Source organism: Amycolatopsis sp. NPDC114505 (genome assembly GCF_055633615.1).
In genome coordinates this window covers 1,339,568-1,365,767 of the sequence record NZ_JBVKDV010000002.1, presented here as the reverse complement: position 1 = coordinate 1,365,767, position 26,200 = coordinate 1,339,568, and the positions used below count along the sequence as shown (strand labels likewise).

Below are 26,200 nucleotides of genomic sequence, written 5' to 3'. Positions count from 1 at the left end.
CTTGCCGAGCATCGCGCACACCGCGGCGTTCACCAGGTCCCGGTTGGCCGCACCGGCCTTCGGCGCGGCTCGCCCAGCGTGACGTCGACGCCGGAGCTCCCGGGGTGATCGTCCGGGTCGACGACGGCGGCCGGGTGACCGAACTCGCCCGGCAGGCACCGCCGGGATGTTCGTCACGGAGAAGACCGTCAGCGAGCACATCGCCGCCGTCTTCACCAAGCTCGGACTCGGGCTCTCCGGGAACCACCACCGGCGGATCGTCGCGGTGCTCGCCTACCTGGAGCGGCCCGTCGAGACCCCGTGAGCCGGGGCGTCGGTGGCCGCGTTCAGGAGCGTGAGTGCCGCCTGGGACGACGAGCCGGGTTCGGCCGTCACGACCACGAGCGTCTGCTCCGGGGCGTGCGCGAGGGTCAGGGTCTGCTGGTGCACGGTCAGGTCGCCGACGAACGGGTGCCGCATGGGGTACTCCGTCGCCGCGCACGCGAGGATCTTGTGGTCGGCCCACAGCGCCGCGAACTCGGTGCTGCCGGTGACCAGCTCGCCGATCAAGGTGCTCAGCAGCCGGTCGTCGCGGTGGCGGCCGGCGGTCAGGCGCAGGTTGCCGACCACCGCGCGCGCCTTGTTCGTCCACTGTGGATAGAGGTCGCGGGTGTGGGCGTCCAGGAACACCAGGCGCGCCATGTTCGGCCGGTCGGCGGGGCGGCCGGGCGCGTCGAAGTCGAGGTGCCCGGCGAAGAACGCGTGGCCGGGCCGGTTCCAGGCCAGCACGTCGGTCCGCCGTCCCAGCACGATCGCCGGGACTTCGCCCAGCCCCGCCAGCAGCTGCGCGGTCACCGCGTCGACGCGTTCGACGGGCGGGCGCTTCGCGGCGCGACGGCGCGCGGGCCGGGCGAGGACCCGCAGGTGCTCGTGCTCGTCGTGGTCGAGCTGGAGTGCGCGGGCGATGCTGTCGACGACCTCGTCGGAGGCGTTCGCCGACTGGCCCTGCTCGAGCCGGACGTAGTAGGACGCGCTCACCCCGGCGAGGCTCGCGACCTCCTCGCGGCGGAGCCCGGGCACCCGGCGCCGCTCGCCGTACGTAGGCATCCCGACGTCCTCCGGCCGCAGCCGCGCGCGGCACGCCTGCAGGTACTCGGCCAGCGGTCCCTGATCACCCATGGACCCAGTATGCAGCGGCCGCCGCAGGTGAGCCTGCCACCGCCAGGGGTAGGCAACGGGCGGTCTGGTCGCCGCACCGGGCCCGGCCCACCCTGGACGAAGCCGCCCCGCCCCAGTCCAGGAGGACTTCCCCATGAACAACCCGGCTTCCTTCACCTTCGCCCGGCGGGCGTGGGTCCCCGCCCCGCCCCAGGTGGTCTACGACTTGGTCAGCGACGTGACCAAGATCGAACTGTGGAGCCCGACGGCGTCACACGTGCGGTACGACGAAGGCGACGGCCCGGCACCCGGCGCGTGGTTCGGCGGGCACAACCGCCGTGGTGAACGCGAATGGGCGAGCCGGTCGCAGGTCCTCACCGCCGAGGCGCCGTCGGAGTTCGTGTTCGTCGTCGGCGGGCTCGACGACGGCATCGTGCAGTGGCGCTGGCTCATCGACGGCGACGGCCCCGGCTCGGTCGTGACCCAGGAGTGGCGGGTGCTGCGGATGGATCCGGTGCTGGGCGCGAACGAGCGCGAGGTGACGGAGCTCCGGAACGAGATGGCGTCGAGCGCGGAGCGCACATTGCTCGCTCTGAGCCGCTGGCTGCACGAGCGCTTCGCCAAGGCATGAGGGAAGCGGGGGCTCCTCGGGGAGCCCCCGCCTTCAGCCGCCGAAGACCTCCACCACCGGCCGCTCCCGGGTGTGGGGCGCCCAGCCCGGATCCCCCGTCCTGGCGAAATCGACCCACGCGCCGTGCATGCGGGTCGCGAGATCCGCCGGCGCGGGGTCCGGCCCGAGCAACCCGGTATCCCCGTGCAGCCACGGCTCGGCGGCGACGTCGAACACGAACGGGAGCTCGACCGTGTGGGCCGCGCCGAGCTGCCCTCCCAGCGCCGTCGAGCGGTGGGCGAACGAGTACACGTACGTCCGCCCCGGTACGAGGTCCGCGTGCGCCGCGCTCATCCGGGCCGAGCCGGCGCCGAACAACCTGGTGCCCAGCGCCGCCGAATGCTGCGCTCCCGCGAACTTCCCCTGGGGCACCAGGTACAGATTTCCTTCCTCGGTGTTGGTGCCGATCAGCAGTCCGACGTCGCCGGCCGGTCCGTCGGCGAGCGCGTCCGCGGGCTGCACCGGCAGGACCAGGCTGAACGGGCTCAGCCCGGCGAGCGGGTCGGCGGCCGTCGCCGTGGTCAGGTCCACGCCCGACAACGCGGGCAGGATCTCCAGGAAGCGGGTGTCCGGGACCGCCGCGAAAGCGTCCGCCGTCGGCTCGAGACCGAGTGCGGTGGCCGCCGCGACGGAAACCCGCCGGGCCTGCTCGGGCGTGAACGCGCCCGTGCCGCTGCCGCTCTGCATGATCGCCCGGCGGAACAGGCCCTTCGCCTCCGGTGCCGCCAGCAGGGCCGCCGTGAGCGTCGCGCCCGCGGACTGCCCGAACACCGTCACGTTGCCGGGGTCGCCGCCGAACGCCGCGATCATGTCGCGGACCCAGCGCAGCGCGGCGAGGACGTCCAGCAGGCCGCGGTTGTCCGGAGCTCCCTCCAGCGCGAGGAATCCCGGGATGCCGAGGCGGTAGTTGACCGTCACCAGCACGATGCCGTCCCTGGCGAACGCCCGGCCGTCGTAGAGGGCGGCGGCGGTCGACCCGGTGACGAACCCGCCGCCGTGCACGAAGACCATCACCGGCCGCCTGCCGTCGTCGGCGGCGGGGGTGTGGACGTCCACCGTGAGGTACTCCTCGCCGCGGACCCAGCCGGGACCGAAGTACGGCGTCAGGTCGAGCCGGCCGAAGTCCCGCGTCGGCTGCGGGGCCGTCGGGGCGGGGCGGGTGCCGTCACGGACCCCCGCCCACCCCGGGTGCGGCACGGGTTCGGCGAACCGGCCGGCCCCGGCGGGCGCGACCGCGTACGGGATCGCGCGGTAGCGGCCGCGTGCGCCGCGCACGGCACCGGCCGGAGTTTGCACGCTGCTCACGCGATGCGGGCGAAACCCGCCCAGTCCTTGATGGCGAACCGCGAACCGTGGCGTTCGACCTGCACGCCGCCAGGCCCGGGCAGGTGGGCTGGGAACACGAGCGCCCCGGTCTCGGCGGCCAGTCCGAGCAGCTTGTGCCGGGTGGCCCGCGCTTCGGCGGCGTCCTCGCAGAAGCACGAGTTGGTCTCCGGCTCCACGATCTGCCGCGGGCTGTGCACGAGGTCGCCGACGAACAGCGCCCGGTCGCCGCCGGAGTCCAGGTGCAGCGCGGACGAACCCGGCGTGTGCCCGGGTGCGAGGTCGAGCCGCAGGTTCCCGTCGATCCGGTACGAGCCGTCCCACAGCTCGACCAGCCCGGCCTCGTGCACCGGCGTGACGCTGTCCTCGAACACGTTCTGGTTCCCCCGCCCGAACACGGACTTGTGCTCGTTGGCCGGGTTCCAGAAGTCGAAGTCCCGCCGCGGCATGAGGTAGGTCGCGTTGGGGAACGTGGGCACCCACGACCGGCCGTCGAGCCGGGTGTTCCAGCCGACGTGGTCGGTGTGCAGGTGGGTGTTGATCACGAGGTCGACGTCCTCGGGCCGCACCCCGGCCGCCGCGAGCGTGTCGAGGAAAGCGGTTTCCCGGTGGGACCAGAACGCGGCGTAGGGCCGCTCCTTGTGGTTGCCGACACCGGTGTCGACGAGGATGGTGCGGCCTTCGCTGCGCAGCAGCCAGGTCTGGATCGCCGCGTGGACCTCGTCCGTTCCGGGGTTCCAGAAGTCGGGGACCAGCCAGTCGCGGTGCTCCTCCCAGGAAGCGCTTCCGGGGAAGAACTCGGCCGGGGTCATCCCGACCGTGCCGTAGTACTCCTTGACGCGGGTGACGGTGACGTCCCCCAGCGTGATCTCTTCGGGGATCGCGTTCATGGATTCAGCCTGACGCGGGCGCGAACCGGTGAACCAGCCCCGGCCTTGCCTACTCCTCGTGGGGGCTGGCTCGGCCGTTTTCCGGCGATACACTGGATTGCCGGCGCGTTCGGCACCCCCGACGAAGGAGTCGCATGGACCAGGGATTCAGCCGTCGCGCCGCGCTGGTCGCGGGCGCGGGCCTCACCGCCGGCCTCGCGGTGCCGGGTGTCGCCCGCGCCACCGGGACCGGCCGCGTCGCGTTCACCCTCGACGCGCAGACGCTCGACGGCGGCGAGCAGATCACTTCGCTCACGCTCGACACCGCCCGCTTCGGGCCGATCGACCCGGCGAGCCTGACCACCGGCACGTTCGGCGTGCACGTGCGGGCCACCAGCCCGATCGACACCGGCGGCCAGGACATCGGCTACGACCTCGACCGGCCCGTGACGGCGGCGCGGCTCGACCGCCGCGGGAACATCGTGCTGGAACTGAGTTACGGCGAAGGCCAGACCGGTGGCGGCACCCTGGGCTACATCAACGGCAAGGCCCGCAACGTCCGGCTCGACCTGGTCTACACCATCACGCAGCACGCCCCCGTCCGGCAGCACGGCCGGCCGGTCTCGTTCACCCGGTTCACGCAAGGCCGGCTGACCAACCCCGAGGTCGACGCCTTCGGTTACCACACCTCGCGGTCCGGGATGAAGTACCGGCTGTACTCCCCCTCGCACGGGCGCGGCCGGCGCCCGTTGATCGTCTGGCTCCACGGCGGCGGCGAAGGCGCTTCCCTGCCCGACGGCTACTACGACAACGAGACCACGTTGCGCGCCAACCGCGGCGCACTGGGCTTCGCCACCCCGGAAGCGCAAGCGATCTTCGACGGCGCTCACGTCGTCGCCCCGCAGTGCACGGCCGCCTGGATGGACGACGGCCCTCGCTTCGCCCCGCTCATCCACGAGATCATCCGGGACGTCCTCCGTACGCGGCCCGTCGACGCCGACCGCGTCCACGTCGTCGGCTGCAGCAACGGCGGGTACATGAGCGTGAAGATGACCACCGTCTACCCCGGCACGTTCGCCTCGTCGGTGCCGATCTGCGGCGTCGTCGCCGCTCGTGAGGAGGGCGGCCCGCCGCTGGTTCCCGACGCCGAGCTGGCCGCGATCCGGACCCCGACCTGGCTGGTCGCCTCCCGGGACGACGACACGGTGGACCCGCAGGCCAACTCCGTCCACGCGCACGACCTCATCCCGCGTTCCGAGCTGACGCTCTACGACCACGTCATCCGCGACGGCCACCAGTTCCCCGGCCACTGGTCGTGGATCTACGTGGCCCGCAACGACCCGAGCACCCGTGGCACCCACCTCTGGCAGTGGATGGCCCGCAAGCACCGCTGAGCCACCCCCTGACCCCGGCGGTCGCTACCAGTACCGCACCGAACAGATCCGGCACGGCGCCGTCTTCTCGTCGTGGTCGCACAGGGCGTGGCCGGCCGCGTCGGAACGCCGGAGGTCCGTCAGGCGCCCGCGCAGCCATTCGAGCACCGTCAGCCGCCGGAACCCGGGCAGCTCCGGGACCTCGCGCCCGGACGGCATCAGCAGAACCCCGCCCGGACCTTTTCGCGGCCGGGCGCCGCACCGAACCCGGCCGGCTGGCAGGTGGTTTCCAGCACCGACATCCACAGGTCGCCGTCGGGGTCGACCTGGTTGCGCCGGCTCGTCATCAACGACAACGGGACGTGCACGAAGCGGCGCCGCCAGCGCGCGACCGCGGCTTCGGTGCGGCCGGCCATGGCCGCGTGCACCGCGGCGTGGGCCAGCCGGAGGCAGTAGACGCTGTCGTAGGCGTTGGCGGCGATGCTGCGGACCGCGTAGCTCGGGTCGATGTAGCGGATCGTCGGAGCGAGGCCGGCCGCGGTCAGGTGGGCGGTGATGCACTCCTTGAGCACCTCGCCGATGTTGCCGAGCTTGACGTTGCCCGAGGCGTCGGTGCCGCGTCCGTTGTGCTGCGGCAGGCCGTGTTCTTCGAGGAGGTCCTGGCCCGCGCCCTCGGCGAGGACGATGACCACGCGGCCCTTTTCCCGCACGTGCCGCTCGACGTGGGCCAGCAGACCGTCCGCGCCCCCGAGGACGAAGGGGACCTCGGGGATCAGGACGATGTCCGCGGCGTTGGCGGCCAGCGCGGCATAACTCGCGATGAACCCCGAGTGGCGGCCCATCAGCTTCACGATCCCGACGCCGTTCGGGCTGGCCGCGGCTTCGACGGCGACCGCGGAGATGAAGTCGGTGGCCCGCGCGAACGCGCTCTGGAACCCGAACGACTGGTCGGTGAACGGCAGGTCGTTGTCGATCGTCTTCGGGACCCCGATGACGGCGATGTCAAGTCCCCGCGCCTTGATCGCCTCGCTGAGGAACGTCGCGGCGCGCATCCCGCCGTCACCACCGATGACGAACATGATGTCGACGCCGCGCGAGACGAGGCTGTCGACCATCTCGCCGGCGTCCTGACCGCCGCGTGAGCTGCCCAGGATGGTGCCGCCGGAGTTGTGGATGTCGCGGACACCCTCGGGCGTCAGCTCCACGGTGTCGTCGCGGTTTTCGGCCGTCAGGCCCTGGAGGCCGTTCCGGAAACCCAGGATCCGCTTGACCTGGTAGTGCACGGAAAGCTCCTGCACGAGACCTCGGATGACGTTGTTGAGACCAGGGCACAAGCCGCCGCAGGTGACGATGCCGGCGGTCACGCTCGCCGGGTCGAAGTAGATCTTCCGGCGGGGCCCGGCGGCTTCGAAGCTGGGGACCAGGCCGGCCGGGAGACCGTGCTCGGCCAGCATCGACACGGTGTCCTCGAGCAGGACCCGGTCCCCTTCCGCGACGTAGTGCGGAGAAGTCCGCTTGGTGGAGAGCGTCTCGGCGAGCGGCGAGTCGTAACGGCACTCGCCGATGCGGCGAACGCGGAGGTCGTCCAGGTGCAACGTCACCGAATCTCCTTGGTCGGGCCGGCCCGCGAAGTCATTCGAAGGTGGTGTGCGTGATGTGGCGGATCTGACCCCGGGAGATCAGGAGCGACTCGGCGGTGGTCGTGCCGTCGCCGATCCGCGGCCGGCCGAGCAGCGGCCCGCCGTTGACCCCCGTGGCGACGAAGAACGCGTCGCCGGCCACGAGCTCGGCACAGTCGTAAATGCGGTCGACGGACAGGCCGGCCGCGCGGAGGGCGGCGGCCTCCGCGTCGCGTTGCGGAGCCAGGCGACCCAGCATGCCGCCACCCAGCGCCCGGACCGCCGCGGCCGTCAGCACACCCTCCGGCGTACCGCCGACGCCGAGAAGCAGGTCGATGTCGAGCGTCGGCAGCAGCACTGCCAGGCTGCCCCCGACGTCGCCGCCCGCCGGCGTCTGCACCGACGCACCCGCCCGCCGCACGCGGGCGATCAGCTCCTGGTGGCGCGGCTTGTCCATGATGACGACGCGCAGCTCACCGACCTTCTTGCCGAGCGCCTCGGCGACCTTGGCCAAGGTGCGCTCGGGCGGGTCGTCGAGATCGATGACGTCCTTCGCCCGCGGGGGCACCACGATCTTGTCCATGTAGAACCCGGGTCCGGGCGACCAGAGGGTGCCAGCCTCGCCGAACGCGATCGTGGCCAGGGAGCCGGGCAGGTCCCTCGCGCAGAACGACGTCCCCTCGAGCGGGTCCACGGCGATGTCGAAGTCGGGCCCGTTCCCGGTGCCCACGACCTCGCCGTTGAACAGCATCGGGGCGTCGTCCTTCTCGCCCTCCCCGATGACGACGGTCCCCCGCCCCGGCGCGTCGGCCAAGGCGGTGCGCATGGCCGTGGTCGCCGCCGCGTCGGCGGCGTCCTGGTCGTCGCGGCCCACCCAGGCGTAGCCGGCCACGGCGGCGCTGCGCGTGGCGGCCAGCGCCACCGCTTCCAACGTGCTGATCTCGGTGGCCTGCATCGGGAGCTCCTCGGGGCTGGAAGGCGGATCAGGACGGGGAAACCGCGTCGGTCACTCGAGGTTCGCGTGCAGGCGCCACAGTTCGCGGGCCTGGCTGCCGCCGGTCTTCCACAGCGTGTGGAACAGTGCGTCGGTGATCAGCAGGACGGACTGTTCGAACAGGCTGCCGGCGTACTGGACGGACGCGGTGCCGTCGAAGTCCTGCTTGTCCGCGGCCGGGACGACGAGCACCTCGGTCGCGATCTCCGCCAGCGGCGAGTCCACCGCCGTGGTCAGCGCGATCACGTCCGCGCCCTGGTCGCGGGCCGTCTGCGCGGCCCGCACCACCCGGCCCGTCGTCCCCGAGCCCGACGCCGCCACCAGGACGTCGCCCGCGCCGATCGCCGGGGCGGTTACCTCGCCGACGACGTGGGTGGGCAGCCCGAGGTGCATGAACCGCATGGCGGCCATCTGCAGGGCGAGCCCGCTGCGCCCGGTCCCGACGGTGAACACCTTCGGCGCCTCGAGCAGCAACGCGCCGGCCCGCATCCAGGCCACGGACTGGACCCCGGCCCGCACCCGGTCCACCTCGCCGACGACCGCGCGGGTCGCGTCCGAGAAATGACCGGGATCGAGCTCCTTCTCAATCGACTTCGTCACGAGATCGTCCTTTCGTCAAGCTGCGCCGGGCCGCTTCGGCCACGGCCTCGGCGGTGATCCCGAACTCGCGGAACAAGGTCTTGAAGTCCGCCGAAGCGCCGAAGTGCTCGAGCGACACGATCTCGCCCGCGTCGCCGGCGAACCGGTGCCACGGCTGCGCCACGCCCGCCTCGACGATCACCCGGGCCCGCACCGACGGCGGCAGCACCCGGTCCCGGTACGTCCGCTCCTGGCGGTCGAACCACTCGACGCACGGCATCGACACCACCCGCGTCGCGATCCCGTCGGCCTCCAGGACCCGCCGGGCCGCCACGGCCAGCTGGACCTCGGAACCGGTGCCGACCAGCACGACCTCCGGGGCGCCCGAGGACGCCTCGGCCAGCACGTAACCGCCGCGGGAGACGCCCTCCGCGGACGTGCCCTCCAGGACCGGCACGTCCTGCCGGGTCAGTGCCAGCCCGGCCGGGCCACCGGTGTCCGCCAGGACCGCCTGCCACGCGTGCGCGGTCTCGTTCGCGTCGGCCGGGCGGACCACCGCCATCCCCGGGATGGCCCGCAGCGACGCCAGCTGCTCGACGGGCTGGTGGGTCGGGCCGTCCTCGCCGAGGCCGATCGAGTCGTGCGTCCACACGTAGACGACCGGCAGCCGCATCAGCGCGGCCAGGCGCACCGCCGGGCGCATGTAGTCGCTGAAGATGAGGAACGTTCCCCCGTACGGGCGCGTCCCGCCGTGCAGCGCGATGCCGTTGAGGATCGACCCCATCGCGTGCTCGCGGATGCCGAAGTGCAGCGTGCGCCCGTACGGCCGGGCGGTCCAGGCTTCGGTCGAGATCGACGCCGGCCCGAAGGAGTCCGCGCCCTCGATCGTGGTGTTGTTGCTCTCGGCCAGGTCCGCCGATCCGCCCCAGAGTTCGGGCAGCACCTCGCCCAGCTTGGCCAGCACCGCGGCGGACGCCTTGCGCGTCGCGACTCCCCGGTCGGCCGGCGCCCAGGTGGGCAGGTCGTCGGCCCACCCGGCCGGCAGCTCACGGGCGGTGAGCCGGTCCAGCAGCGCCTTGCGCTCCGGCTCGGCCTCCGCCCAGGCGTCGAACTCGAGCTGCCACTTCTCGTGGTCGGCCCGCCCGCGCTCGGCCAGCTCGCGGGTGTGGCTCAGGACGTCGTCGTCGACCTGGAAGCTCCGCTCCGGGTCGAAGCCGACGGCCCGCTTGACCCCGGCGAGCTCCTCGGCACCCAGCGCGGCGCCGTGTGCCTTGCCGGAGTTCATCTTCGTCGGTGCCGGGTAGCCGATCACGGTGCGGAGCACGATCAGCGTCGGGCGGGCGGTCTCGGCCTTGGCCTGCTCGACCGCGTCCAGGAACGCCGCGACGTCCTCGCCGCCGTGGACCGTGAGGACCTGCCAGCCATAGGCTTCGTAGCGCTGGGCGGTGTCTTCGGACAGCGCGATGCGGGTGTCGTCCTCGATGGAGATCTCGTTGCTGTCGTAGATCACCGTGAGGTTGCCGAGCTGCTGGGTTCCGGCCAGCGACGAGGCCTCGGAGGTGACGCCCTCTTCGATGTCGCCGTCCGAGGCGATCACGTAGACGTGGTGGTCGAAGACGCTCCGGCCCGGCTCCGCGTCCGGGTCGTACAGCCCGCGCTCGCGGCGGGCGGCCATCGCCATCCCGACCGCGTTCGCCAGGCCCTGGCCGAGTGGGCCGGTCGTGGTCTCCACGCCGGTGGTGTGCCCGTACTCGGGGTGGCCCGGCGTCCGCGAACCCCACGTGCGCAAGGCTTTCAGGTCGTCGAGCTCCAGGCCGTAGCCGGAGAGGAACAGCTGGATGTACAGCGTGAGGCTCGAATGCCCGGCCGAGAGCACGAACCGGTCCCGCCCGAGCCACCGCGCGTCGCCGGGGTCGTGCCGCATGACCCGCTGGAACAGCGCGTAGGCGACGGGCGCGAGGCTCATGGCCGTGCCGGGGTGCCCGCTCCCGCAGTGCTCGACCGCGTCCGCGGCCAGCACGCGGGCGGTGTCGACCGCGCGACGGTCCACATCGGACCAGTCGTCGGGCGTTCGCCGGGTGGTCAGGCGAGCGACCTCGTCAAGGGATGGTTTCGGTGCCATGGACACGCGCTCCTGAGTTCGCAGGATGGATGGGGTCAGCGGGTGGCGTGCTTCTTCAGCTCGGCTGGTGCCACCACCATCACCCGGCCCCGCGAACCGCGGCAACACTCCGGCACATGCGAAACCGCAATCCCCGGATACACACCACGAATAGCCACGCACGGGACCCCGGTGCCTACGCTCGAAGACGTGTCGAACCAGCCGTTGATAGCCCCGTCCATCCTCTCCGCCGACTTCGCCCGGCTCGCCGACGAAGTGGCTGCCGTGCAAGGGAACTCCGGCGCGGACTGGCTCCACGTGGACGTCATGGACGCGCACTTCGTGCCGAACCTGACCCTGGGCCTGCCCGTCGTGCGGTCGTTGCTGGCCGCCACCGACCTCCCGGTGGACTGCCACCTGATGATCGACGATCCGGACCGCTGGGCGGTCGGGTACGCGGAAGCGGGTGCCTACAACGTCACCGTGCACGTCGAGGCCGCCGAGAACCCGGTGACGCTCGCGAAGGACCTGCGGGCCGCGGGCGCGAAGGCGGGGCTGGCGATCAAGCCGGGCACGCCACTGGAGCCCTACCTCGACGTGCTCAAGCACTACGACACGTTGCTGGTGATGTCCGTGGAACCCGGCTTCGGCGGCCAGAAGTTCATCACCGACGTCCTCGGCAAGGTGCGCCGGGCTCGGTCGATGGTCGACGCCGGTCACCTGAACCTGGTGGTGGAGATCGACGGCGGCATCAACGCCGGCACGATCGAGCAGGCGGCCGAGGCCGGCGTCGACTGCTTCGTCGCCGGTTCGGCCGTCTACGCGGCCGCGGACCCGGCGCAGGCCGTGGCGGGCCTGCGCCGGCAGGTGGCAGCCTTGGCCGCGCGGTCCCGCTGATCACACGCCGAGCATGCGCCGCAGATCCGGGGCGTGGCGCCGGGAAACCGGCACGAACTCGTGGGCACGGGAGTCCATGATCAGGAACAGCTCGCCCTTGATCCCCCGCTCGATCTCCGCGACCCGGCGCAGGTTGGCCAGGAACCGCCGGTGCACCCGGCGGAACCCGAACGGCGTCAGCAGCCGCTCGACGTTGTCCAGGCCCCGCGTCGCGGCCTGGATCCGGCCCCGTTCCGTGACGAGCCAGACGATGTTGCGGTCCGCCTCGGCGTAACGGATCTCCGACGGGGCCAGCAGCACCAGCCGGTCGTCGCGCATCCCGATGACGCACCGGGGCAGCGGGCCGACGACGTCGTCGGCGTTCCCTTCGTAGGCTTCGCCTTCCTGCACCCCGAACGCGCACAGCATGCCCACCACGTGGTTCGCGTCGACGACCGACCGCAGGGTCAGCGGGATGGCCTCTTCGCCGGGGCACACCGCCAGCCGCGCGTGGCCGCTCCACTCGGCGTTGCCCTGGGCCCGCTCCTTGGCCCACCGCAGCACTTCCGGCAAGCCCGCGATGTCCGGGGTCCACCGCTGCGCCGGCTCGGTCGCACCCGCGACGATCGGGGCTTCGCCGGCCAGCCCGAGCATCGCGACGGCCGCCGGGTTCGCGGCGATCACGTTGCCCCCGCGGTCCATCGCCATGAACGAACCACCGGCCTGCGCGCACTTTCTCGTGAACTCGGCGACGACCTTGTCGGCTTCGTAGATGGCGCGCCGGTAGATCTCCTGTTCCACGCACGCGACCGCTTTCGTCAGCCACGGCGGGACGAGCTTGGACAGCGACGCGTTCCACCGTGAGATGTTGATCGACGCGACCGGGGCGCCGGTCACCACGTCACGGATCGAGATGCCCGCGCACGCCCACTGGTGGAACGCTTCGCACCAGTGTTCCGGCCCCGTCACGGTCACCGGGCCGGACACCTCGAGCGACGTGCCCATCCCGTTCGTGCCGGTGCACTCCTCCGACCACGACGACCACGGGGCGAGGTTGTGCAGCTCGGCGCGCCGCTGCGCGCTGGGGTCGCCCCAGGCGCCGAGCACGCGCCCGTCCCCGTCCGTCACCGTGACGACGGCGCCGTCGCTTTCCACCGCCTGGCCGGCCAGCGCGCCGAGACCGCCGAGCGCGGTGAAGATCACGCCGTTGTCGATCCGCTGGGCCTCGTCTCCCCTGGCCCCCGGCGCGACGTCCAGCGTGCGGTCGACGTCGTACCGGTCCCGGCACCGGTACCAGGAAGCCAGGATCTCCGGCCGCACGCCCGTTTCGATGTCCTCGCCCGCGGCGAAGTTCTCCCAAGCGCGAGCCACTTCCTTCGCCGACGAAGTCGTCACCAGGGAACCGGCGGGCACGCGGTCACGTCCACCGGGGCGGCTCGGTGCGATCACCAGCGGCGGCACTCTCCCGGTCATCGCGACCTCCTTGTCGCCGGGTGCACCGGCGGTCACCTGCCATCGCCGGGCACGGAAAGATGTCACAAAGTAACGCGGTGCAGCGAACCATTTCAAGACATGTTCACCGCGTTCGGCCACATCGCTGTAGAACTACCCGATCGGACAGGTAGCCGGGAAACCCCGCATCCGGCCGCACATCGATCATAAGTCCGGCCGGGCACGGAACACCGTGCCGACCGCCGGCGGGCGGCACACCGCCGCCGGTCATCGCTTCACGACCGTTCGTCAGGCGTTCGCGCGCGGTCATCCCCCGGTGCTTGCCGCCCGTCCGGCGCGGCGTTTAGCTTGCGGGGAAGGCCAGTTCGCCCGCGCCCCCGGCCCGACAGACCAAAGGCGGTCTCCCATGGCACAGGTACGCCGGCTCGACCCGAGCTCCCGCGCCCGTGGCGGAGCGACGGTGCACCAGGCGTGGGAGCGGTTCGCGCGGGGCGAGGACGACCTCAGCGGCGTGCGGCCCGAGATCGCGATCTCCTGGCAGCGGTGCCGGGACCAGTACCGCGTCGACCCGCTCCTGACCGAAGCCCCGGCGGCCGTCGCGGAGGTCGGCCACGCGCTGGAGCACGACGTCGTGTTCGCCGAGCTCGGCTTCCGCGCCGCCTCGCTGGCGCACGAGGTCGGCACCCTCGGCGGCATCGTGACCATCACCGACGGCACCGGCCGGATACTGGCCCAATGGGGTGACCAGGCCACGCGCGACGTCGCCGCCGCGGCCAACCTGGCCCGGTGGTTCTGCTGGTCAGAGGGCACCACCGGGACGAACGGCATGGGCACCGCGCTCATGTCCTACGCCCCGGTACTGATCCGCGGCGCCGAGCACTGGTGCCAGGCCTTCCACGACTGGACCTGCGCCGGCGTCGCGATCCGGGACGTGGTGACCAGGAAACCGGTCGCGGTGCTCAACATCTCGTGCTGGCGCGGCGACCTGCCCGGCACCGTGGGCGGCTGGCTCGGCAACGCGGCCACGATGACCCAGCGCATCCTGCGCCTGCGCGCCAAGGACGACGGCGCCGAGCTGATGGCCGCCTTCAGCCACGTCCGGGCGGGCTCGAGCGCGGCGCTCGCGGCCGTGGACCCCGCGGGCCGCGTCGTGCTCGCCGACGACACCGCGGGCGTGCTCCTCGGCATCCCGGGCTCCACCCCGGCGCCCGATCCGGCGGTCCGCTGGAAGCCGGAGCTGCCGGAGTTCATCCAGGCCGCCAAGTACGCCGCCGAGCAGGCGGCGCGCAACCCCGGCTGGTCCGGCTCGACGCAGATCTTCACCCGGCTCACCACCGAACCGACGTCGATCAGCTTCCGGCCGGTGTTCCTGTCCGGGCACCTGGTCGGCAACGTCGTCTCCTTCGGCATCGCCGACGGGGATCCGTTGCCCCGCACGGCCGAGGAGGCACCGCCGCGCGCGCAGCCGCACCGGATGGTCGCGACGCGCGACAACCGCATGGTCCTGCTCCGGCTGCCCGAAGTCTCCTTCGCCCAGTCGGACGGCAACGACGTCTGGCTGTCCACCGACCAGGGACTGCTGCGCTCCGCCTCGCCGGGCCTCGACCGGCTCGAAGCGGAGCTGACCCACTCCGGTTTCCTGCGGGTGCACCGGCAGTACGTGGTGAACCTCAGCCGGATCCGGGAGGTGGAGCGCCGGTACAAGGGCGAGCTGTTCCTGGTCATGGACGACCAGGAGCAGACCATGGTGCCGGTTTCCCGGCGGAACGCCCCGACCGTGCGCCGGGCGCTGGAGATCTGACGCCGGTCAGCCGCGGTACCGGTGCACGTCGCAGACGCAGTACATGAGCCGGCAGTCGAAGCACGCCGGCTTGCCGACGCACGTGATGCAGCGCCCGCACCGCACCGGCTCGGTGTGCCGCTCGACGTCGTCCGGCCCGTAGCGCTCCCCGCAGTACAGGCACGGCAGCCGCGCGGACTCGACCGCCTGGTTCATCCCGTCACCTTCGTTTCCGTCACCAACTGTTGGCGGCACCGACGCACCGGCCGGTGATCGAAGGCCCCGATCACCGGCCGGTGCGCGTCAGTGGCGCTTCCCCCTCACAGCGAGAACACGATCAGCGCGGCGCCGTGCCCCTGCCCGGACATGCCGGGGACGATGCCTTCGAGCCAGCCGCCCCAGCCGACCGGCACCGCGACGTACTGCTTGCCGTCGACGGTGTAGGTGCTCGGGCTGCTGTGGTGCCCGCTGCCGCACTGGAAGCTCCAGAGCTTCTCGCCCGTTTCCGCGTGCAGCGCCAGGAAGTCACCGGCGGGCGTGCCGGCGAACACGACGTTGCCCGCGGTGCTGAGGGTCGACGCCGCCATCGGCATGTTGTCGAGCCGGTGGCGCCACTTCTCCTCGCCGTGGGAGTCGAACGCGCTGACCGACCCGGCCATGTTGTCGATGTCGACCTCGACGGCGGCACCCCAGTAGGGCATGCCTTCCTTGAACTCGCGGCGACGCCGGGTGGCGGTGGCGCCGACGTCGGCCACCGGGACGTAGAACAGGTCGTGCTCCGGGTTGTAGGACGCGTGCGTCCATTCCTTCGCGCCGGCCGGGCCGGGGAAGAAGTGGCAGGGCTCGCCTTCCTTGTCCGGGTACTTCCGCGGGGTCACCTTGCCGTCGCGGGTGATGACGCCCCAGTCGATCCGGTCGACGAACGGCGTGACGTGCTGCAGCTCGCCGTTGGTCCGGTCGAGGACGAACATGTACCCGTTCTTGTCGAAGTGGGCCAGCAGCTTCTTGCCGTCCCGCTCGAACAACGTCATCTCCATCGTGGAGTCGTAGTCCCACAGGTCGTGCGGGGTGAACTGGTAGTGCCACTTGATCTCGCCCGTGTCGACGTCCACCGCGACGACGCTGTCGGTGTAGAGGTTGTCCCCTTCACGGACTTCGCCGTCGAAGTCGGGAGCCGGGTTCCCGGTGCCCGCGTAGTAGAGGTTCAGCTCGGCGTCGAAGGTTCCGGTGACCCAGTGGTTCGCGCCGCCGCGCTGCCAGGCCTGACCGTCGTCGGGCCAGGTCTCCGAGCCGGGCTCGCCCGGCTTCGGCACCGTGTAGGTGCGCCAGCGCTGCTCGCCGGTCTCCAGGTCCCAGCAGTCGATGTGGCCGCGGACGCCGTACTCACCGCCGGCGGACCCGGTGATGAGCGTGTCCTTGATGACGAGCGGGGCGATGGAAGCGCTTTCGCCCGCGCGCACGTCGCCGATGGTCTTCTGCCAGACCTTCCGGCCGTCGGTGGCGTCGAGCGCGACCAGCTGGGCGTTCTGGGTCACCATGTAGACCTTGCCGTTGGCCACCGCGCAGCCGCGGTTGACGTTGGCGCAGCACAGGGTCACGTCGATCGGGATCGCGTGCTTGTAGCGCCACAGCTGCTCGCCGGTGCGCGCGTCGAGTGCCCAGAGCCAGCCGTCCCAGCCGGTGACGAACATGACGCCGTCGACGACCAGCGGGCACGCCTCGAACGCGTAGGTCGAGGTGGAGGCGATCATCCCGGTCGCGCTCGCCTGGAAGATCCAGGCGACCTTCAGGTCCTTGACGTTGCCGGCGTTGACCTGGTCGAGCAGGCTGTGCCGCTTGCCGTCGTAGTCGCCGTAGTAGGTGATCCAGTTGTGGGATTCGTTGCGCGCGTCGAGGATGCGCTCGTAGTCGACGCCGCGCGTCACGTCCGGCGCGCGGTGCGGCAGGTTGGACAGCTTGCTGTGGTTGAACGCCTTGCCGGCGTCGACGTACTCGATGGTCATGGTTCCTGCCTTCCTACGGCCGCGGCTGGGCGGGTCGGTCGAGCTTGGCTTCCGGCGGCACCTCGCCGGTCACGACGATGGCGGCGGTCAGGCCGCGGCCCTCGTCGTTGCCGGCCGGCGAGCCGTACCAGTAGCAGCCGGGACCGTCCAGCTCGAGCGTCGCGCTGCCCTTCGAGTGGTTCAGCAGGCCGATGAACTGCTTGTCGCCGTTGCTGGGCAGCAGGCAGGCGTGGGTGTTCTTGTCGTCGTTGATGATCGTCAGCTCGAGGATCCCGGCGTGCGGCATGATCAGCACCCCCGGCTCCCACGTCATCGCGTCCTCACGGATCCGGATGGTCGCTTCCATCGTGCCGTCGGCGCGTTCGGTCGCCTTCTCGATCGTGCCGGATCCGAGCACGGCACCGATGGTCGCCCTGTTCTGTCCGCTGAGCTCGGCCAGGAGATCTTCGCGTTCCTGGGCAATGGTCATCGGGCTTCACCTCCTACGGGTGCTGCTTCGTTTTCCTTGCGCTGCAACGAGTTCGGACTCTACCTCCGGAAATGACGTTCCGATATCCGTTGCCACAGAACAGCCCGGCTCCGCCGTTCGCCCGGTGAGAGCTACCGTTCGTCTGATCACGCGCGGGGAAAGCACTGCCGCACAGCGGAAACCGGCCGGACATCAGCGCACGTCGAACCGGCCGAGCTCCATGACCTTCGCCCACGCCGCGACGAAGTCCCGGACGAACTTCCCGCCCGCGTCGTCGCTCGCGTAGACCTCCGAAATCGCGCGGAGCTCGGAGTTCGACCCGAACAGCAGGTCGACCCGGCTCGCGGTCCACCGCACCTCGCCGGTGTCCCGCGCGCGGCCCTCGTAGACGGCCGTCCAGGGGTGCCCGCCCGGTCTCGGCACCCACTCGGTCCCGATGTCCAGCAGGTTGACGAAGAAGTCGTTCGTCAGCGACCCCGGCGCCGGCGTCAGCACGCCCGCCGCGGAGCCCCGGTGGGTGGCTCCGAGCACCCGCAGCCCGCCGATCAGCACCGTCATCTCGGGTGCGGTCAAGGTCAGCAGGGCCGCCCGGTCGACCAGCAGGTGTTCCGGTGGCAACCGGAAACCGTCGCCCAGGTAGTTCCGGAAGCCGTCCGCCGTGGGCCGCAACGCGCCGAACGACTCGACGTCGGTCCACTCCTGGGTCGCGTCGGTGCGCCCGGGGCGGAACGGAACCTCGACCTCGTGACCGGCGGCCTCGGCAGCGCGTTCGACCGCGGCACACCCGCCGAGCACGATCAGGTCGGCCAGTGAGATCCGCTTGTCCCCCGGCTGGGAGGCAACGAACCGCTCCTGGATCGCTTGCAACGCGGGCAGAACGACGTCGAGCTGCCCGGGCTCGTTGACCGCCCAGCCGCGCTGAGGCTCGAGCCGGATCCGGGCACCGTTCGCCCCGCCGCGCTTGTCGCTGTCGCGGTACGTCGAAGCCGACGCCCATGCGGTGGCCACCAGCTGCGCCACCGTCAGGCCGGAGCCGAGGATCTCGCGTTTGAGGGCGGCGACGTCGGCGGCGTCCACCACCTCGTGGTCCACCGGCGGCACCGGGTCCTGCCAGATCAGCCGTTCGGCCGGGACGAGCGCCCCCAGGTACCGCTCGATCGGGCCCATGTCCAGGTGGGTCAGCTTGAACCAGGCGCGCGCGAACGCGTCCTCGAACTGGTCCGGGTGCGCGAGGAACCGCCGCGAGATCGCCTCGTAGACCCGGTCCTCCTGCAGCGAAAGGTCGGTGGTGAGCATGACCGGGTGGTGCCGGACGGCCGGGTCGAAGGGGTCCGGCACGGTGCCCTCGCCCCCGCCGTCGGCCGGGATCCACTGCCACAGCCCGGCCGGGCTGAGCTCGACGTCCCACTTGTGCTCGAAGAGCGTCTCGAAGAACGTGTGGTCCCACTGGACGGGCGTGCGCGTCCACATCCCTTCCAGCCCGCTGGTGACGGTGTCCGCCCCGATGCCGCGGCCGTGCCCGCCGGCCCAGCCGAGGCCCTGCGCGGTGAGCGGCGCGGCCTCGGGTTCGGGGCCGCAGCACCGGTTCGGGTCCGCCGGGCCGTGCGTCTTGCCGAAGGTGTGCCCGCCCGCGATGAGCGCGACCGTCTCCTCGTCGTCGAGTCCCATCCGTTTGAACGTCTCGCGGATGTCGCGGGCCGCGAGCCGCGGGTCGGGATTGGTGGCCGGGCCCTGCGGGTCGACGTAGATCAGCCCCATCGCTGAGGCCGCCAGCGGCTCGGCGAGCTCTCGCAGCCCGCTGTACCGGTCTTCGGCCAGCCACTTGAGCTCCGGGCCCCAGTACGTCTCGTCGGGCTCCCACACCTCGGCCCGGCCGCCGCCGAACCCGAAGGTCGTGAAGCCCATCGACTCCAGCGCCCGGTTGCCGGCGAAGACCATCAGGTCCGCCCAGGAGAGCTTGCGCCCGTACTTCTTCTTCACCGGCCACAGCAACCGGCGCGCCTTGTCCAGGTTGCGGTTGTCGGGCCAGCTGTTCAGCGGGGCGAAGCGCTGCATCCCGGCGCTCGCACCGCCCCGGCCGTCACTGACGCGGTAGGTTCCCGCGGCGTGCCAGGCCATCCGGAGCACCAGCGGCCCGTAGTGCCCGAACTCGGCCGGCCACCAGTCCTGCGACGTCGTCAGCACCTCGTCGACGTCCCGCGCCACGTCGTCGAGGTCCAGCGTGCCGAACTCGGCGGCGTAGTCGAAGTCCGCGCCGAGCGGGTCGGCCTCGGGTGGCTTCCGGCGCAACGCTTTCAGGTCGACCCGGTCCGGCCACCAGCTGCCGGCCGGTCTCTTTTGCCGCCGCCCCGGTTCGCCGAGGACCTTGTCGTACGTGCGGTAGACGTGGGTGTCGGGATTCTCGGGCACAGGTGACCTCCCCAGCCACGGTTCAGCCGAAGACCAGCGGCAGCAGGATCGCCGCGCCGAGCAGCGAAATCCCGCTGAACAGGTCGGACCGGACCCGGACGACCTTGGCCGCCATCCGCCCCACGTACAGGCCGGCGAACGACATGACCACAGTCATCGCGCCGAAGACCAGCATCGGGACCACGAGGGAGAACCCGGCGATCCCCAGTCCGGCGCCGGCGATGAAGTTGTCGATGGTCAGCGAGAGCGGCATCCCGAAGAGCGTGATCCACGGGTGGTCCATGTCTTCCGGCTCCGGGTTCCGGATCGCCCCGACGATGAAGTACACGCCGTACAGCCCCAGCGCGGCCGCGCCGATGTACTCGGCCGAGTCGCCGAGGAAGTCGCCCAGGAAGTGGCCGAGGAACCCGCCCAGCAGCGGCCCGACCGCGTCCCACACCCCGAAGACGAGCGCCACCTGCACGGCGCGCTTCCAGCCGAACGGGATGGTGCCGATGGCGATGGACGAGCGGAAGTTGTCGAGACTGAGCCCGAAGGCCAGTGCGATCAGCGGAAGGAATTCAAGAGTCACTCGAACCACCTCGAGAGAATGACCAGGGTTCACCGGGAGAGGCCGGCGGCGGGTGGCACAAAGCCCCGGCCCGATGAGGCTTCCGGGTCCGGGGCCTGGTGCCGGCTACGACGAATCGAGCGGCTTGGTGACCGACGCTCGGCCGTCAGCCCCGGTAGAAGTAGCCGGTGACCTCAGCGCACACCTCGATGACCGTGTACTCCGGAGTTTCCCACTTCATGTCTCGCTCCTCCTGTCGCGAAATTTCGCGGTCATGACCGAGCATCTGGGATTTGCCGGAGCCGTCGCAACCGACCTCGGACCAGTGGTCGGCAACCGGTGCCGAACGGCGCCCCCTCGCCCACGAGTGGGGAGGCGGGCACACCGGCGGCGGATCGACGGAGTTCGAGGGCGGCCGTCACCAGCGCCGGATCGACCTGCTGACGGAGTACGAACGCACCGGCGAACCCGCCCGCGCTACCGGGGAATGACTGTCCAGGCCGTGAAACCGTGGTGCGCTCAGCCCGGCACGCCGTCCGCCGTCATGCGTGCTGGACGCCGCGCAGCAGCTCGCTGCCGGTCACGCCGGTGGCGCAGAACAGGATGTTGTCCCCCCGCACCAGATCGCCGGTGTGGAGCACCTGATCGGGGCTCAGGCGGACCTGCAGCGCCCCGCCGAGGCAGGCCAGCGCGGCCGCGGCGAGGACGGCCCCGGCCGCTTCCCCGCTGCCCAGCAGCACGTCGATCGGGCCTTCGGGACGCGCCACGGCGATCGCGCCCGCGACGTCGCCGCCCTCCAGCAGGCGGACCCGGGCGCCCGCGGCGCGGATCTCGTGCACGAGCTACCGGTGCCGCGGCCGGTCGAGCACGCCGACGACGACGTCCGCCACCCGGACGTCCTTCGCCGCCGCGACCGCGCGCAGGTTCTCCGCGACCGGGCGGGTGATGTCGACGACCTCGGCGCAGCCGGGCCCGACGGCCAGCTTGTCCACGACGGCACCCGGCGCCGGGTCGTACAGCGCCCCGCGCTCGGCCACGGCGATCGCGGCGAGGGAGTCCGGCACGTCCCTGGCCGGCGACAGGGCACCGTCACCCGCGCTGACGCCGAGGTCGCACACCGGCCCGTCGCCGAACCCGACCTCCTCGCCCCGGACCAGGAGCGACGTGTCGCGCTCGCCGATCACCACCGTGGCGCGCAGGGGCACCGACCGGAGGTGCTCGTACATCGCGCCGAGGGCCGCGACCTTGCCGCGGCCCGGCTCGCCGCGCCCGACCCAGCGACCGGCCGCGACCGCGGCGGCTTCGGTCACCCGCACGAGGTCGAGCGCGAGCGCCTGATCGGGGCCCCGGGAAACCCCGGTGGCGGCCCATTCCTGACTGCTCATCACGCTCGCTTCGTTCGGCCGGGCAAGGGCTGGAAACCGCTAACGGCCGGACCGCGACCCGTGCCGTGGATCCGGCCGCCCGCGGCCGATCGACTGCTCAGCGGGCCGCGGCGTTCGCCACCGCTCGCTCGGACGCGAACGACCGAACCGCGACCCAAACCGTCGATCCGGCCACCCGCGGCGGACCGGGTACTCAGCGGGCCGCGGCGTTCACCACCGCACGCCCGGACGCAAACGACCGAACCGCGACCCAACCCGTAGATCCGGCCACCCGCAACGGATCGGCTGCTCAGCGGGCCGCGCCGTTCACCACCGCACGCCCGGACGCGAACGACCGGACCGCGACCCAATCCGTGGATCCGGCCACCCGCAGCAGATCGGGCTCAGCGGACGGCGGCGTTCACCACCGCACGCCCGGACGCCAACGACCGAACCGGAACCCAATCCGTCGATACGGCCACCCGCGGCCGATCGGCTGCTCAGCGGACGGCGGCGTTCGCCATCGCTCGCTCGGAGAGGACCCGCTGGGCGGCGGCCCGGTTGCCGTCGTCGCCCCGCCAGGCCTCCAGGGCCGGCCCGACGAGCGCCCGACCGAAGGAGTAGGTGAGCTCCCACGGCAGCGGGGCGAGCTTCTGCATCGCCCCGATGTGCCGCGTCGCCACCTCCGGGTGCTGCCCACCGGACAGGAAGGCGATGCCCGGCACGGCCGCCGGCACGGTCTCCCGCAGCGCCTCCACGGTGGCCTTGGCGACGTCGGCCACGGTCGGCTGCTCACCGCTGCCGGTCCCGGCGATGACCATGTTGGGCTTGAGGACGATGCCGTCGAGCTGCACCCGCATCAGGTCGAGCTCCTCGAACAGCGTCTCCAGCACCGCGGTCGTCACCTCCCGGCAGCGCGCCAGCGAGTGGTCGCCGTCCATCAGGACCTCGGGCTCGACGATGGGCACCAGCCCGCCTTCCTGGCAGAGGCCGGCGTACCGGGCCAGCGCGTGGATGTTCGCGTGCACCGCCCGATCCGACGGCGCGTCGCCGCCGATCGTGATCACCGCGCGCCACTTCGCGAACGTCGCGCCGAGCCGCACGTACTCCGCGACGCGTTCACGCAGCCCGTCGAGCCCTTCGGTGATCTTCTCGGCCGGCGATCCCGCCAGCGGCTTCGCCCCGGTATCGACCTTGATCCCGGTGACGATCCCGATGTCGTCGAGGTACCGCGGGAACGTGCGCCCGTCGGTCAGCTTCTGGTGGAACGTCTCGTCCGCGAGGATGACGCCGCTGATCGACTCGGAAAGCCGCGGGGTCGTGACGATCAGCTCCCGGTAGACCCGGCGGTTTTCCGCGGTCGGCTCGACGCCCACCTTCTCGAGCCGGGCGGACATCGTCGCGATGCTCTCGTCGGCGGCGAGGATGCCGCGCCGGCCGGACACCATGGTTCGCGCGATCTTGTTCAGGGCAGACACGGTCGTTGCTCCTCCTGCGTTCGGCACCGGACGGTGTGGCGTGGTCAGGCGATCGACTCGTGGATGCCGGTCGCCAAGCTCGGTTTCCGTGGCAGCGCCCGCGTGCGCGAGCCGGCTTCCCTCGGTTTCCGGCCCGGCACCAGGACGGGCACCGGCGAGCCCTTCGACGCGGCGATCTCCACCAGCTCCTCCGCGTACCCGGGAAGACCGCGGCGCTCGCTCCACGCCGCGTAGATGGGTTTGGCGGGCATTTCCTGGTCGACGGCCACCAGGTGCAGCCGCCCCTCCGCGAGTTCGGACCGCACGGTGGAGACGTTCAGCACGGTCACCCGCCGGCCGGTCGCGACCGCCTGCTTGATCGCGGTACTGGACGGGAACTCGACGTAGCTCTCCGGCGCGCCCGCGGAACCGAGCAGCTCGTCCGTGAACTCCCGCAGCCCGGACCCGCGCTCGCGCAGCACCAGGGGCGCGGCCGCCAACTCCGGCACGGTCAAGGGAGTGCTGCGCACGGCCCACGGGTGCCTCGACCCGACCACCACGGCCAGCTCGTCGTCGCAGATGTACCGGGTCACCAGGTCGTCGCGGAGCTGCCGCACCCCTCGGCCGCCGGCCTGGCACCAGCCGTCGATGAACGCGAGGTCGACGTGGCTCGCCCGGATCAGCTGACGCAGCGCGTCGACGCTCCCGGTCCGCACCTCGACCCTGGCCTCGCCGAACGAGAACCCGAGCCGGTTCAGCCACTCGGGGATCAGGTGCTCGGAGATCGCCGGGCTGCCCGCGACGCGGAGCCGTTTCGCTTCGGAAGACCTTGCCCCGGAACCGAACTCCAGCAGCTCCCGCGCCGCGTGCATCACGTTGCGGGCGTACTTCGCCAGCAGCTCACCGTCTTCGGTGAGCTTCGAGCCGGCGGGCGAGCGTTCCAGCAGCCGCAGCCCGAGCCGGCGTTCCATCGCGCTGATCCGGATGCTCGCCGCCGGCTGGGAAAGGCTGTGCGCCTGCGCCGCCTTTCCCACGCTGCCGTGACTCTCGACCGACAGCAGCAGATCGAGGTCGGCGAGCTGAGGCATCTTGGACGGAAGAACCATGGTTTCACCCTCTCGCTCCAAACCTGCGATTCGCGGTACGGGAACGAGACTGACCGCGGCGCCGAGCGTGGGTCAATCCACCGGCGACGAACGCACCCGGCACGAGCACGAACGGTGTGCGCCGGGCCATTTGCGGGCCGGCTCGGCGCTCAACCGCCGGTGGTGCGGCTCACGGTCCCTTTCGTGACACCACCGACGCCGTTCGTCCTCTGCGGACCGCCGCTCGTTCGGGCCGCCCGCAGGATGAGCAGCTCGGCCTGCTCTTCCCGGACGACCTTCCGCACGTCGGCGGCGAGCAGGTCGCGGCCCAGCAGCTGATCGGTGTCCGCCAGCACGCGCTGCTCGGCGCCGGTGAACCGGGGGTACAGCGCCCGGGCGAACTCGGGCGGCGCGCCGTCCGCCAAGGCCCGGAAGTAGCGGTCCGCGTACGGGGTGAGCACCGCCTCCTGCCCCGGCTGCCGGAACCCCGCCATGACGGCTTTCTTCTCCGCCAGCGAAAGGTCGTCACCGAACAGGCGCGTCCAGGCTTCTTCTTTCGCGGCCTCGGTGGGACGCGCGGCTTCGACCGTCAAGGCGTTCCGCCAGCAGACCGTGTTCGTCGGCCTCGATGACACCGACGAGAGCGCGTACCAGCACCAGCTGCCGATCACTGCCCGGCGCCGCGCCGGCCAGCCGCTCGCGCACCCGGCCGGCCAGAACGCGGCACGCCGGCGGATCCCCGTAGGTCCGCACCGCCGTGACCGAACGCTCCAAGAGCGTCTCCAGAACGCCGTCGCTCTCCCCCGGTCCGTGGGTGACGACGGCGGACGCGTAGTCCCGGGCGGGCAGTCGCGCGTCGAGAACGTCGTCCCACAGCACTCCCCAGACGACCGCCCGTGCGCGCGCATCGTCCACTATGGACAGTCCGAGCAACGCCACGCGCAGGGACCGCGGGTCCAGGCGGACCTTGACGTGGCACGCCGCGTCGGCGTTGGGCACCAGCAGATCCGGGTCGGCGAACGCGACGGTCCGCAGGTTCAGCCGGCGAGGCGGGTCGGCCGGAGCGGGCCGCTGCCGCACCCGGCCGTCGGCCCGGGACACCTCGACCGTGTCGACGCCGCCGCGCAGCAGCCATTCGGCCACCCAGCGGTCGACGTCCTCATCGGACACCCGCCGCAGCGCCGCCACGAAGTCTTCGAGGCTGGCGTTGCCCCACGCGTGCTCCCGCAGGTACGTCCGCACGCCGTCGAAGAAGGTCTCCCGGCCGCGCCACCGGCAGTGCGTGGTGCACGTACGCGGTCCAGCCTTCCGCGAACCGCGTCACCTCGGGCTGCGCGACGACCGACATCAGCTCCGCGAACGCCTCGTTCAGCCACAGGTCGTCCCACCAGCGCATCGTCACGTAGTCGCCGAACCACATGTGCGCCATCTCGTGCAGCAGCACCTCGGCCCGCCGACGCCGCTTCTCCTCGGTGACGCGCTGCCGGAGGAGGAACCGCTCGTTGAGCGTCACGCAGCCCGGGTGCTCCATGCCGCCGAACGCGTACTCGGGCGCGAAGACGTTGTCGTACTTGGCGAACGGGTACGGAATGGCGAACAGGCGGCTGTGGAAGTCGAGGCCGCGGGAGACCACGTCGAAGATCTCGTGTGCGTCGCCGTTGAGCCCGTCGAAGTCGGTGTTGGCGACCACCACCCAGTGGTCTTCGGCGGTGACGGTCAGCTCGACCGTCGCCTTCACGTCGGGCTGGTCGAAACAGGCGAACACCCGGTGCGCCGCGAAGGGCTCGAACTTGGATGTGCAGGTAGACCTGCCCGTCGAGCGGGTCGCGGAACCGGTGCAGCCCCTCGCCGGTGCGCGAATACGGCGCGGAACCGGTCACCCGGACCGTGTTCGCGCCCGGCCGGACGTCGAGCCGGACGCGCGTCCGGCACCTCGGAACCGTTGCACGTGACCGATTCGACCTCGCCCGCGAAGTCGAGGAAGACGTCGGCGCCGCCGGTCCGCGCCGTGAACCGGACCACGGCGGTCGTCGCGAACTCCCGCTCCCCCGCGGTCAGGTCGAGGTCCACCGCGTACTCGACGTCCGAGA

General features: G+C 71.7%; 24 protein-coding genes and 1 pseudogene. 5 read left to right on the top strand and 20 right to left on the bottom strand.

Annotated elements, in window-relative coordinates; translation table 11 throughout:
• The first annotated feature begins 166 nt into the window (after positions 1 to 166).
• On the top strand, positions 167 to 304 hold the full coding sequence (locus ACZ7OU_RS24565) for a hypothetical protein (protein WP_470256855.1): 138 nt from the start codon (positions 167 to 169) through the stop codon (positions 302 to 304).
• On the opposite strand, the gene ACZ7OU_RS24560 is transcribed toward ACZ7OU_RS24565, so the two are convergent.
• The gene (locus tag ACZ7OU_RS24560) at positions 274 to 1,158 is read right to left on the bottom strand and encodes a helix-turn-helix domain-containing protein (RefSeq protein WP_470237753.1); all 885 of its coding nucleotides are present in this window, start codon (positions 1,156 to 1,158) and stop codon (positions 274 to 276) included. The two genes, ACZ7OU_RS24565 and ACZ7OU_RS24560, sit on opposite strands and share 31 nt — an antisense overlap.
• Before the next feature lie 133 nt (positions 1,159 to 1,291).
• Between ACZ7OU_RS24560 and ACZ7OU_RS24555 the strand changes: the two genes are divergently transcribed.
• A complete protein-coding gene (locus ACZ7OU_RS24555; protein ID WP_470256854.1) occupies positions 1,292 to 1,768 on the top strand; it encodes an SRPBCC family protein in 477 nt (158 codons plus the stop codon).
• A 33-nt stretch (positions 1,769 to 1,801) separates the two neighbouring features.
• Here ACZ7OU_RS24555 and ACZ7OU_RS24550 read toward each other — a convergent pair whose 3' ends face one another.
• Both ACZ7OU_RS24550 and ACZ7OU_RS24545 read right to left on the bottom strand, forming a co-directional pair.
• The gene (locus ACZ7OU_RS24550) at positions 1,802 to 3,112 is read right to left on the bottom strand and encodes a carboxylesterase/lipase family protein (protein ID WP_470256853.1); all 1,311 of its coding nucleotides are present in this window, start codon (positions 3,110 to 3,112) and stop codon (positions 1,802 to 1,804) included.
• Positions 3,109 to 4,020 carry an MBL fold metallo-hydrolase gene (locus tag ACZ7OU_RS24545; protein WP_470256852.1) on the bottom strand — a complete coding sequence of 304 codons (912 nt, stop codon included), beginning with the start codon at positions 4,018 to 4,020 and terminating at the stop codon, positions 3,109 to 3,111. Before ACZ7OU_RS24545 ends, ACZ7OU_RS24550 begins: the two co-directional genes overlap by 4 nt.
• Positions 4,021 to 4,154: 134 nt before the next feature.
• Between ACZ7OU_RS24545 and ACZ7OU_RS24540 the strand changes: the two genes are divergently transcribed.
• Positions 4,155 to 5,393, top strand: a complete 1,239-nt coding sequence (locus ACZ7OU_RS24540) for a prolyl oligopeptidase family serine peptidase (protein ID WP_470256851.1) — start codon at positions 4,155 to 4,157, stop codon at positions 5,391 to 5,393.
• 24 nt (positions 5,394 to 5,417) lie between these two features.
• Here the strand turns inward: ACZ7OU_RS24540 and ACZ7OU_RS24535 are convergent, their stop codons facing one another.
• The 5 genes from ACZ7OU_RS24535 to tkt are packed head-to-tail and all read right to left on the bottom strand — an operon-like array spanning position 5,418 to position 10,686.
• A complete protein-coding gene (locus ACZ7OU_RS24535) occupies positions 5,418 to 5,591 on the bottom strand; it encodes a hypothetical protein (RefSeq protein ID WP_470256850.1) in 174 nt (57 codons plus the stop codon).
• Positions 5,591 to 6,973 (bottom strand): ATP-dependent 6-phosphofructokinase, encoded by a 1,383-nt coding sequence (locus ACZ7OU_RS24530; RefSeq protein ID WP_470256849.1) that lies wholly within the window; start codon positions 6,971 to 6,973, stop codon positions 5,591 to 5,593. Before ACZ7OU_RS24530 ends, ACZ7OU_RS24535 begins: the two co-directional genes overlap by 1 nt.
• Before the next feature lie 31 nt (positions 6,974 to 7,004).
• On the bottom strand, positions 7,005 to 7,946 hold the full coding sequence (gene glpX / locus ACZ7OU_RS24525; RefSeq protein WP_470237761.1) for a class II fructose-bisphosphatase: 942 nt from the start codon (positions 7,944 to 7,946) through the stop codon (positions 7,005 to 7,007).
• 51 nt (positions 7,947 to 7,997) lie between these two features.
• A complete protein-coding gene (gene hxlB / locus ACZ7OU_RS24520; RefSeq protein WP_470256848.1) occupies positions 7,998 to 8,585 on the bottom strand; it encodes a 6-phospho-3-hexuloisomerase in 588 nt (195 codons plus the stop codon).
• The gene (tkt, locus tag ACZ7OU_RS24515; RefSeq protein WP_470256847.1) at positions 8,569 to 10,686 is read right to left on the bottom strand and encodes a transketolase; all 2,118 of its coding nucleotides are present in this window, start codon (positions 10,684 to 10,686) and stop codon (positions 8,569 to 8,571) included. The genes hxlB and tkt overlap by 17 nt, the downstream gene beginning before the upstream one ends.
• A 204-nt stretch (positions 10,687 to 10,890) precedes the next feature.
• Here tkt and rpe point away from each other — a divergent pair, with 204 nt between their 5' ends.
• Entirely contained in the window at positions 10,891 to 11,562 is a 672-nt protein-coding gene (gene rpe / locus ACZ7OU_RS24510) for a ribulose-phosphate 3-epimerase (RefSeq protein ID WP_470257650.1), read from the top strand.
• On the opposite strand, the gene ACZ7OU_RS24505 is transcribed toward rpe, so the two are convergent.
• A complete protein-coding gene (locus ACZ7OU_RS24505) occupies positions 11,563 to 13,014 on the bottom strand; it encodes a DNA-binding protein (protein ID WP_470256846.1) in 1,452 nt (483 codons plus the stop codon). It abuts the gene before it with no gap.
• Between the two features lie 385 nt (positions 13,015 to 13,399).
• Here ACZ7OU_RS24505 and ACZ7OU_RS24500 point away from each other — a divergent pair, with 385 nt between their 5' ends.
• A complete protein-coding gene (locus ACZ7OU_RS24500; RefSeq protein WP_470237765.1) occupies positions 13,400 to 14,794 on the top strand; it encodes a DNA-binding protein in 1,395 nt (464 codons plus the stop codon).
• Positions 14,795 to 14,800: 6 nt separating this feature from the next.
• Here the strand turns inward: ACZ7OU_RS24500 and ACZ7OU_RS24495 are convergent, their stop codons facing one another.
• The 11 genes and pseudogenes from ACZ7OU_RS24495 to ACZ7OU_RS24445 all read right to left on the bottom strand — a co-directional run bounded on the left by ACZ7OU_RS24495 (position 14,801) and on the right by ACZ7OU_RS24445 (position 25,875).
• A complete protein-coding gene (locus ACZ7OU_RS24495; RefSeq protein ID WP_470237766.1) occupies positions 14,801 to 14,989 on the bottom strand; it encodes a recombination activating protein 1 in 189 nt (62 codons plus the stop codon).
• A 104-nt stretch (positions 14,990 to 15,093) separates the two neighbouring features.
• On the bottom strand, positions 15,094 to 16,776 hold the full coding sequence (locus ACZ7OU_RS24490; RefSeq protein WP_470237767.1) for a PQQ-dependent dehydrogenase, methanol/ethanol family: 1,683 nt from the start codon (positions 16,774 to 16,776) through the stop codon (positions 15,094 to 15,096).
• Positions 16,777 to 16,789: 13 nt separating this feature from the next.
• The gene (locus ACZ7OU_RS24485) at positions 16,790 to 17,245 is read right to left on the bottom strand and encodes an MSMEG_3727 family PQQ-associated protein (protein WP_470237768.1); all 456 of its coding nucleotides are present in this window, start codon (positions 17,243 to 17,245) and stop codon (positions 16,790 to 16,792) included.
• A 192-nt stretch (positions 17,246 to 17,437) separates the two neighbouring features.
• Positions 17,438 to 19,654 carry a catalase/peroxidase HPI gene (gene katG, locus ACZ7OU_RS24480; protein WP_470256845.1) on the bottom strand — a complete coding sequence of 739 codons (2,217 nt, stop codon included), beginning with the start codon at positions 19,652 to 19,654 and terminating at the stop codon, positions 17,438 to 17,440.
• Positions 19,655 to 19,676: 22 nt separating this feature from the next.
• Positions 19,677 to 20,225, bottom strand: coding sequence for a manganese efflux pump MntP (locus ACZ7OU_RS24475; protein WP_470256844.1), 549 nt, complete (start codon positions 20,223 to 20,225; stop codon positions 19,677 to 19,679).
• Between the two features lie 521 nt (positions 20,226 to 20,746).
• A pseudogene (locus tag ACZ7OU_RS24470) lies at positions 20,747 to 21,589 on the bottom strand (fructose-bisphosphatase class II).
• A gap of 479 nt (positions 21,590 to 22,068) precedes the next feature.
• A complete protein-coding gene (locus ACZ7OU_RS24465; protein ID WP_470256843.1) occupies positions 22,069 to 23,046 on the bottom strand; it encodes a class I fructose-bisphosphate aldolase in 978 nt (325 codons plus the stop codon).
• 44 nt (positions 23,047 to 23,090) lie between these two features.
• Positions 23,091 to 24,131: a LysR substrate-binding domain-containing protein gene (locus tag ACZ7OU_RS24460; RefSeq protein WP_470256842.1), complete on the bottom strand. Its 1,041-nt coding sequence runs from the start codon at positions 24,129 to 24,131 to the stop codon at positions 23,091 to 23,093.
• Positions 24,132 to 24,280: 149 nt separating this feature from the next.
• Entirely contained in the window at positions 24,281 to 24,703 is a 423-nt protein-coding gene (locus ACZ7OU_RS24455; protein WP_470256841.1) for a hypothetical protein, read from the bottom strand.
• Positions 24,636 to 25,352 (bottom strand): hypothetical protein, encoded by a 717-nt coding sequence (locus ACZ7OU_RS24450; protein ID WP_470256840.1) that lies wholly within the window; start codon positions 25,350 to 25,352, stop codon positions 24,636 to 24,638. The genes ACZ7OU_RS24455 and ACZ7OU_RS24450 overlap by 68 nt, the downstream gene beginning before the upstream one ends.
• A complete protein-coding gene (locus ACZ7OU_RS24445) occupies positions 25,270 to 25,875 on the bottom strand; it encodes a M1 family aminopeptidase (protein WP_470256839.1) in 606 nt (201 codons plus the stop codon). Before ACZ7OU_RS24445 ends, ACZ7OU_RS24450 begins: the two co-directional genes overlap by 83 nt.
• Positions 25,876 to 26,200: the final 325 nt, after the last annotated feature.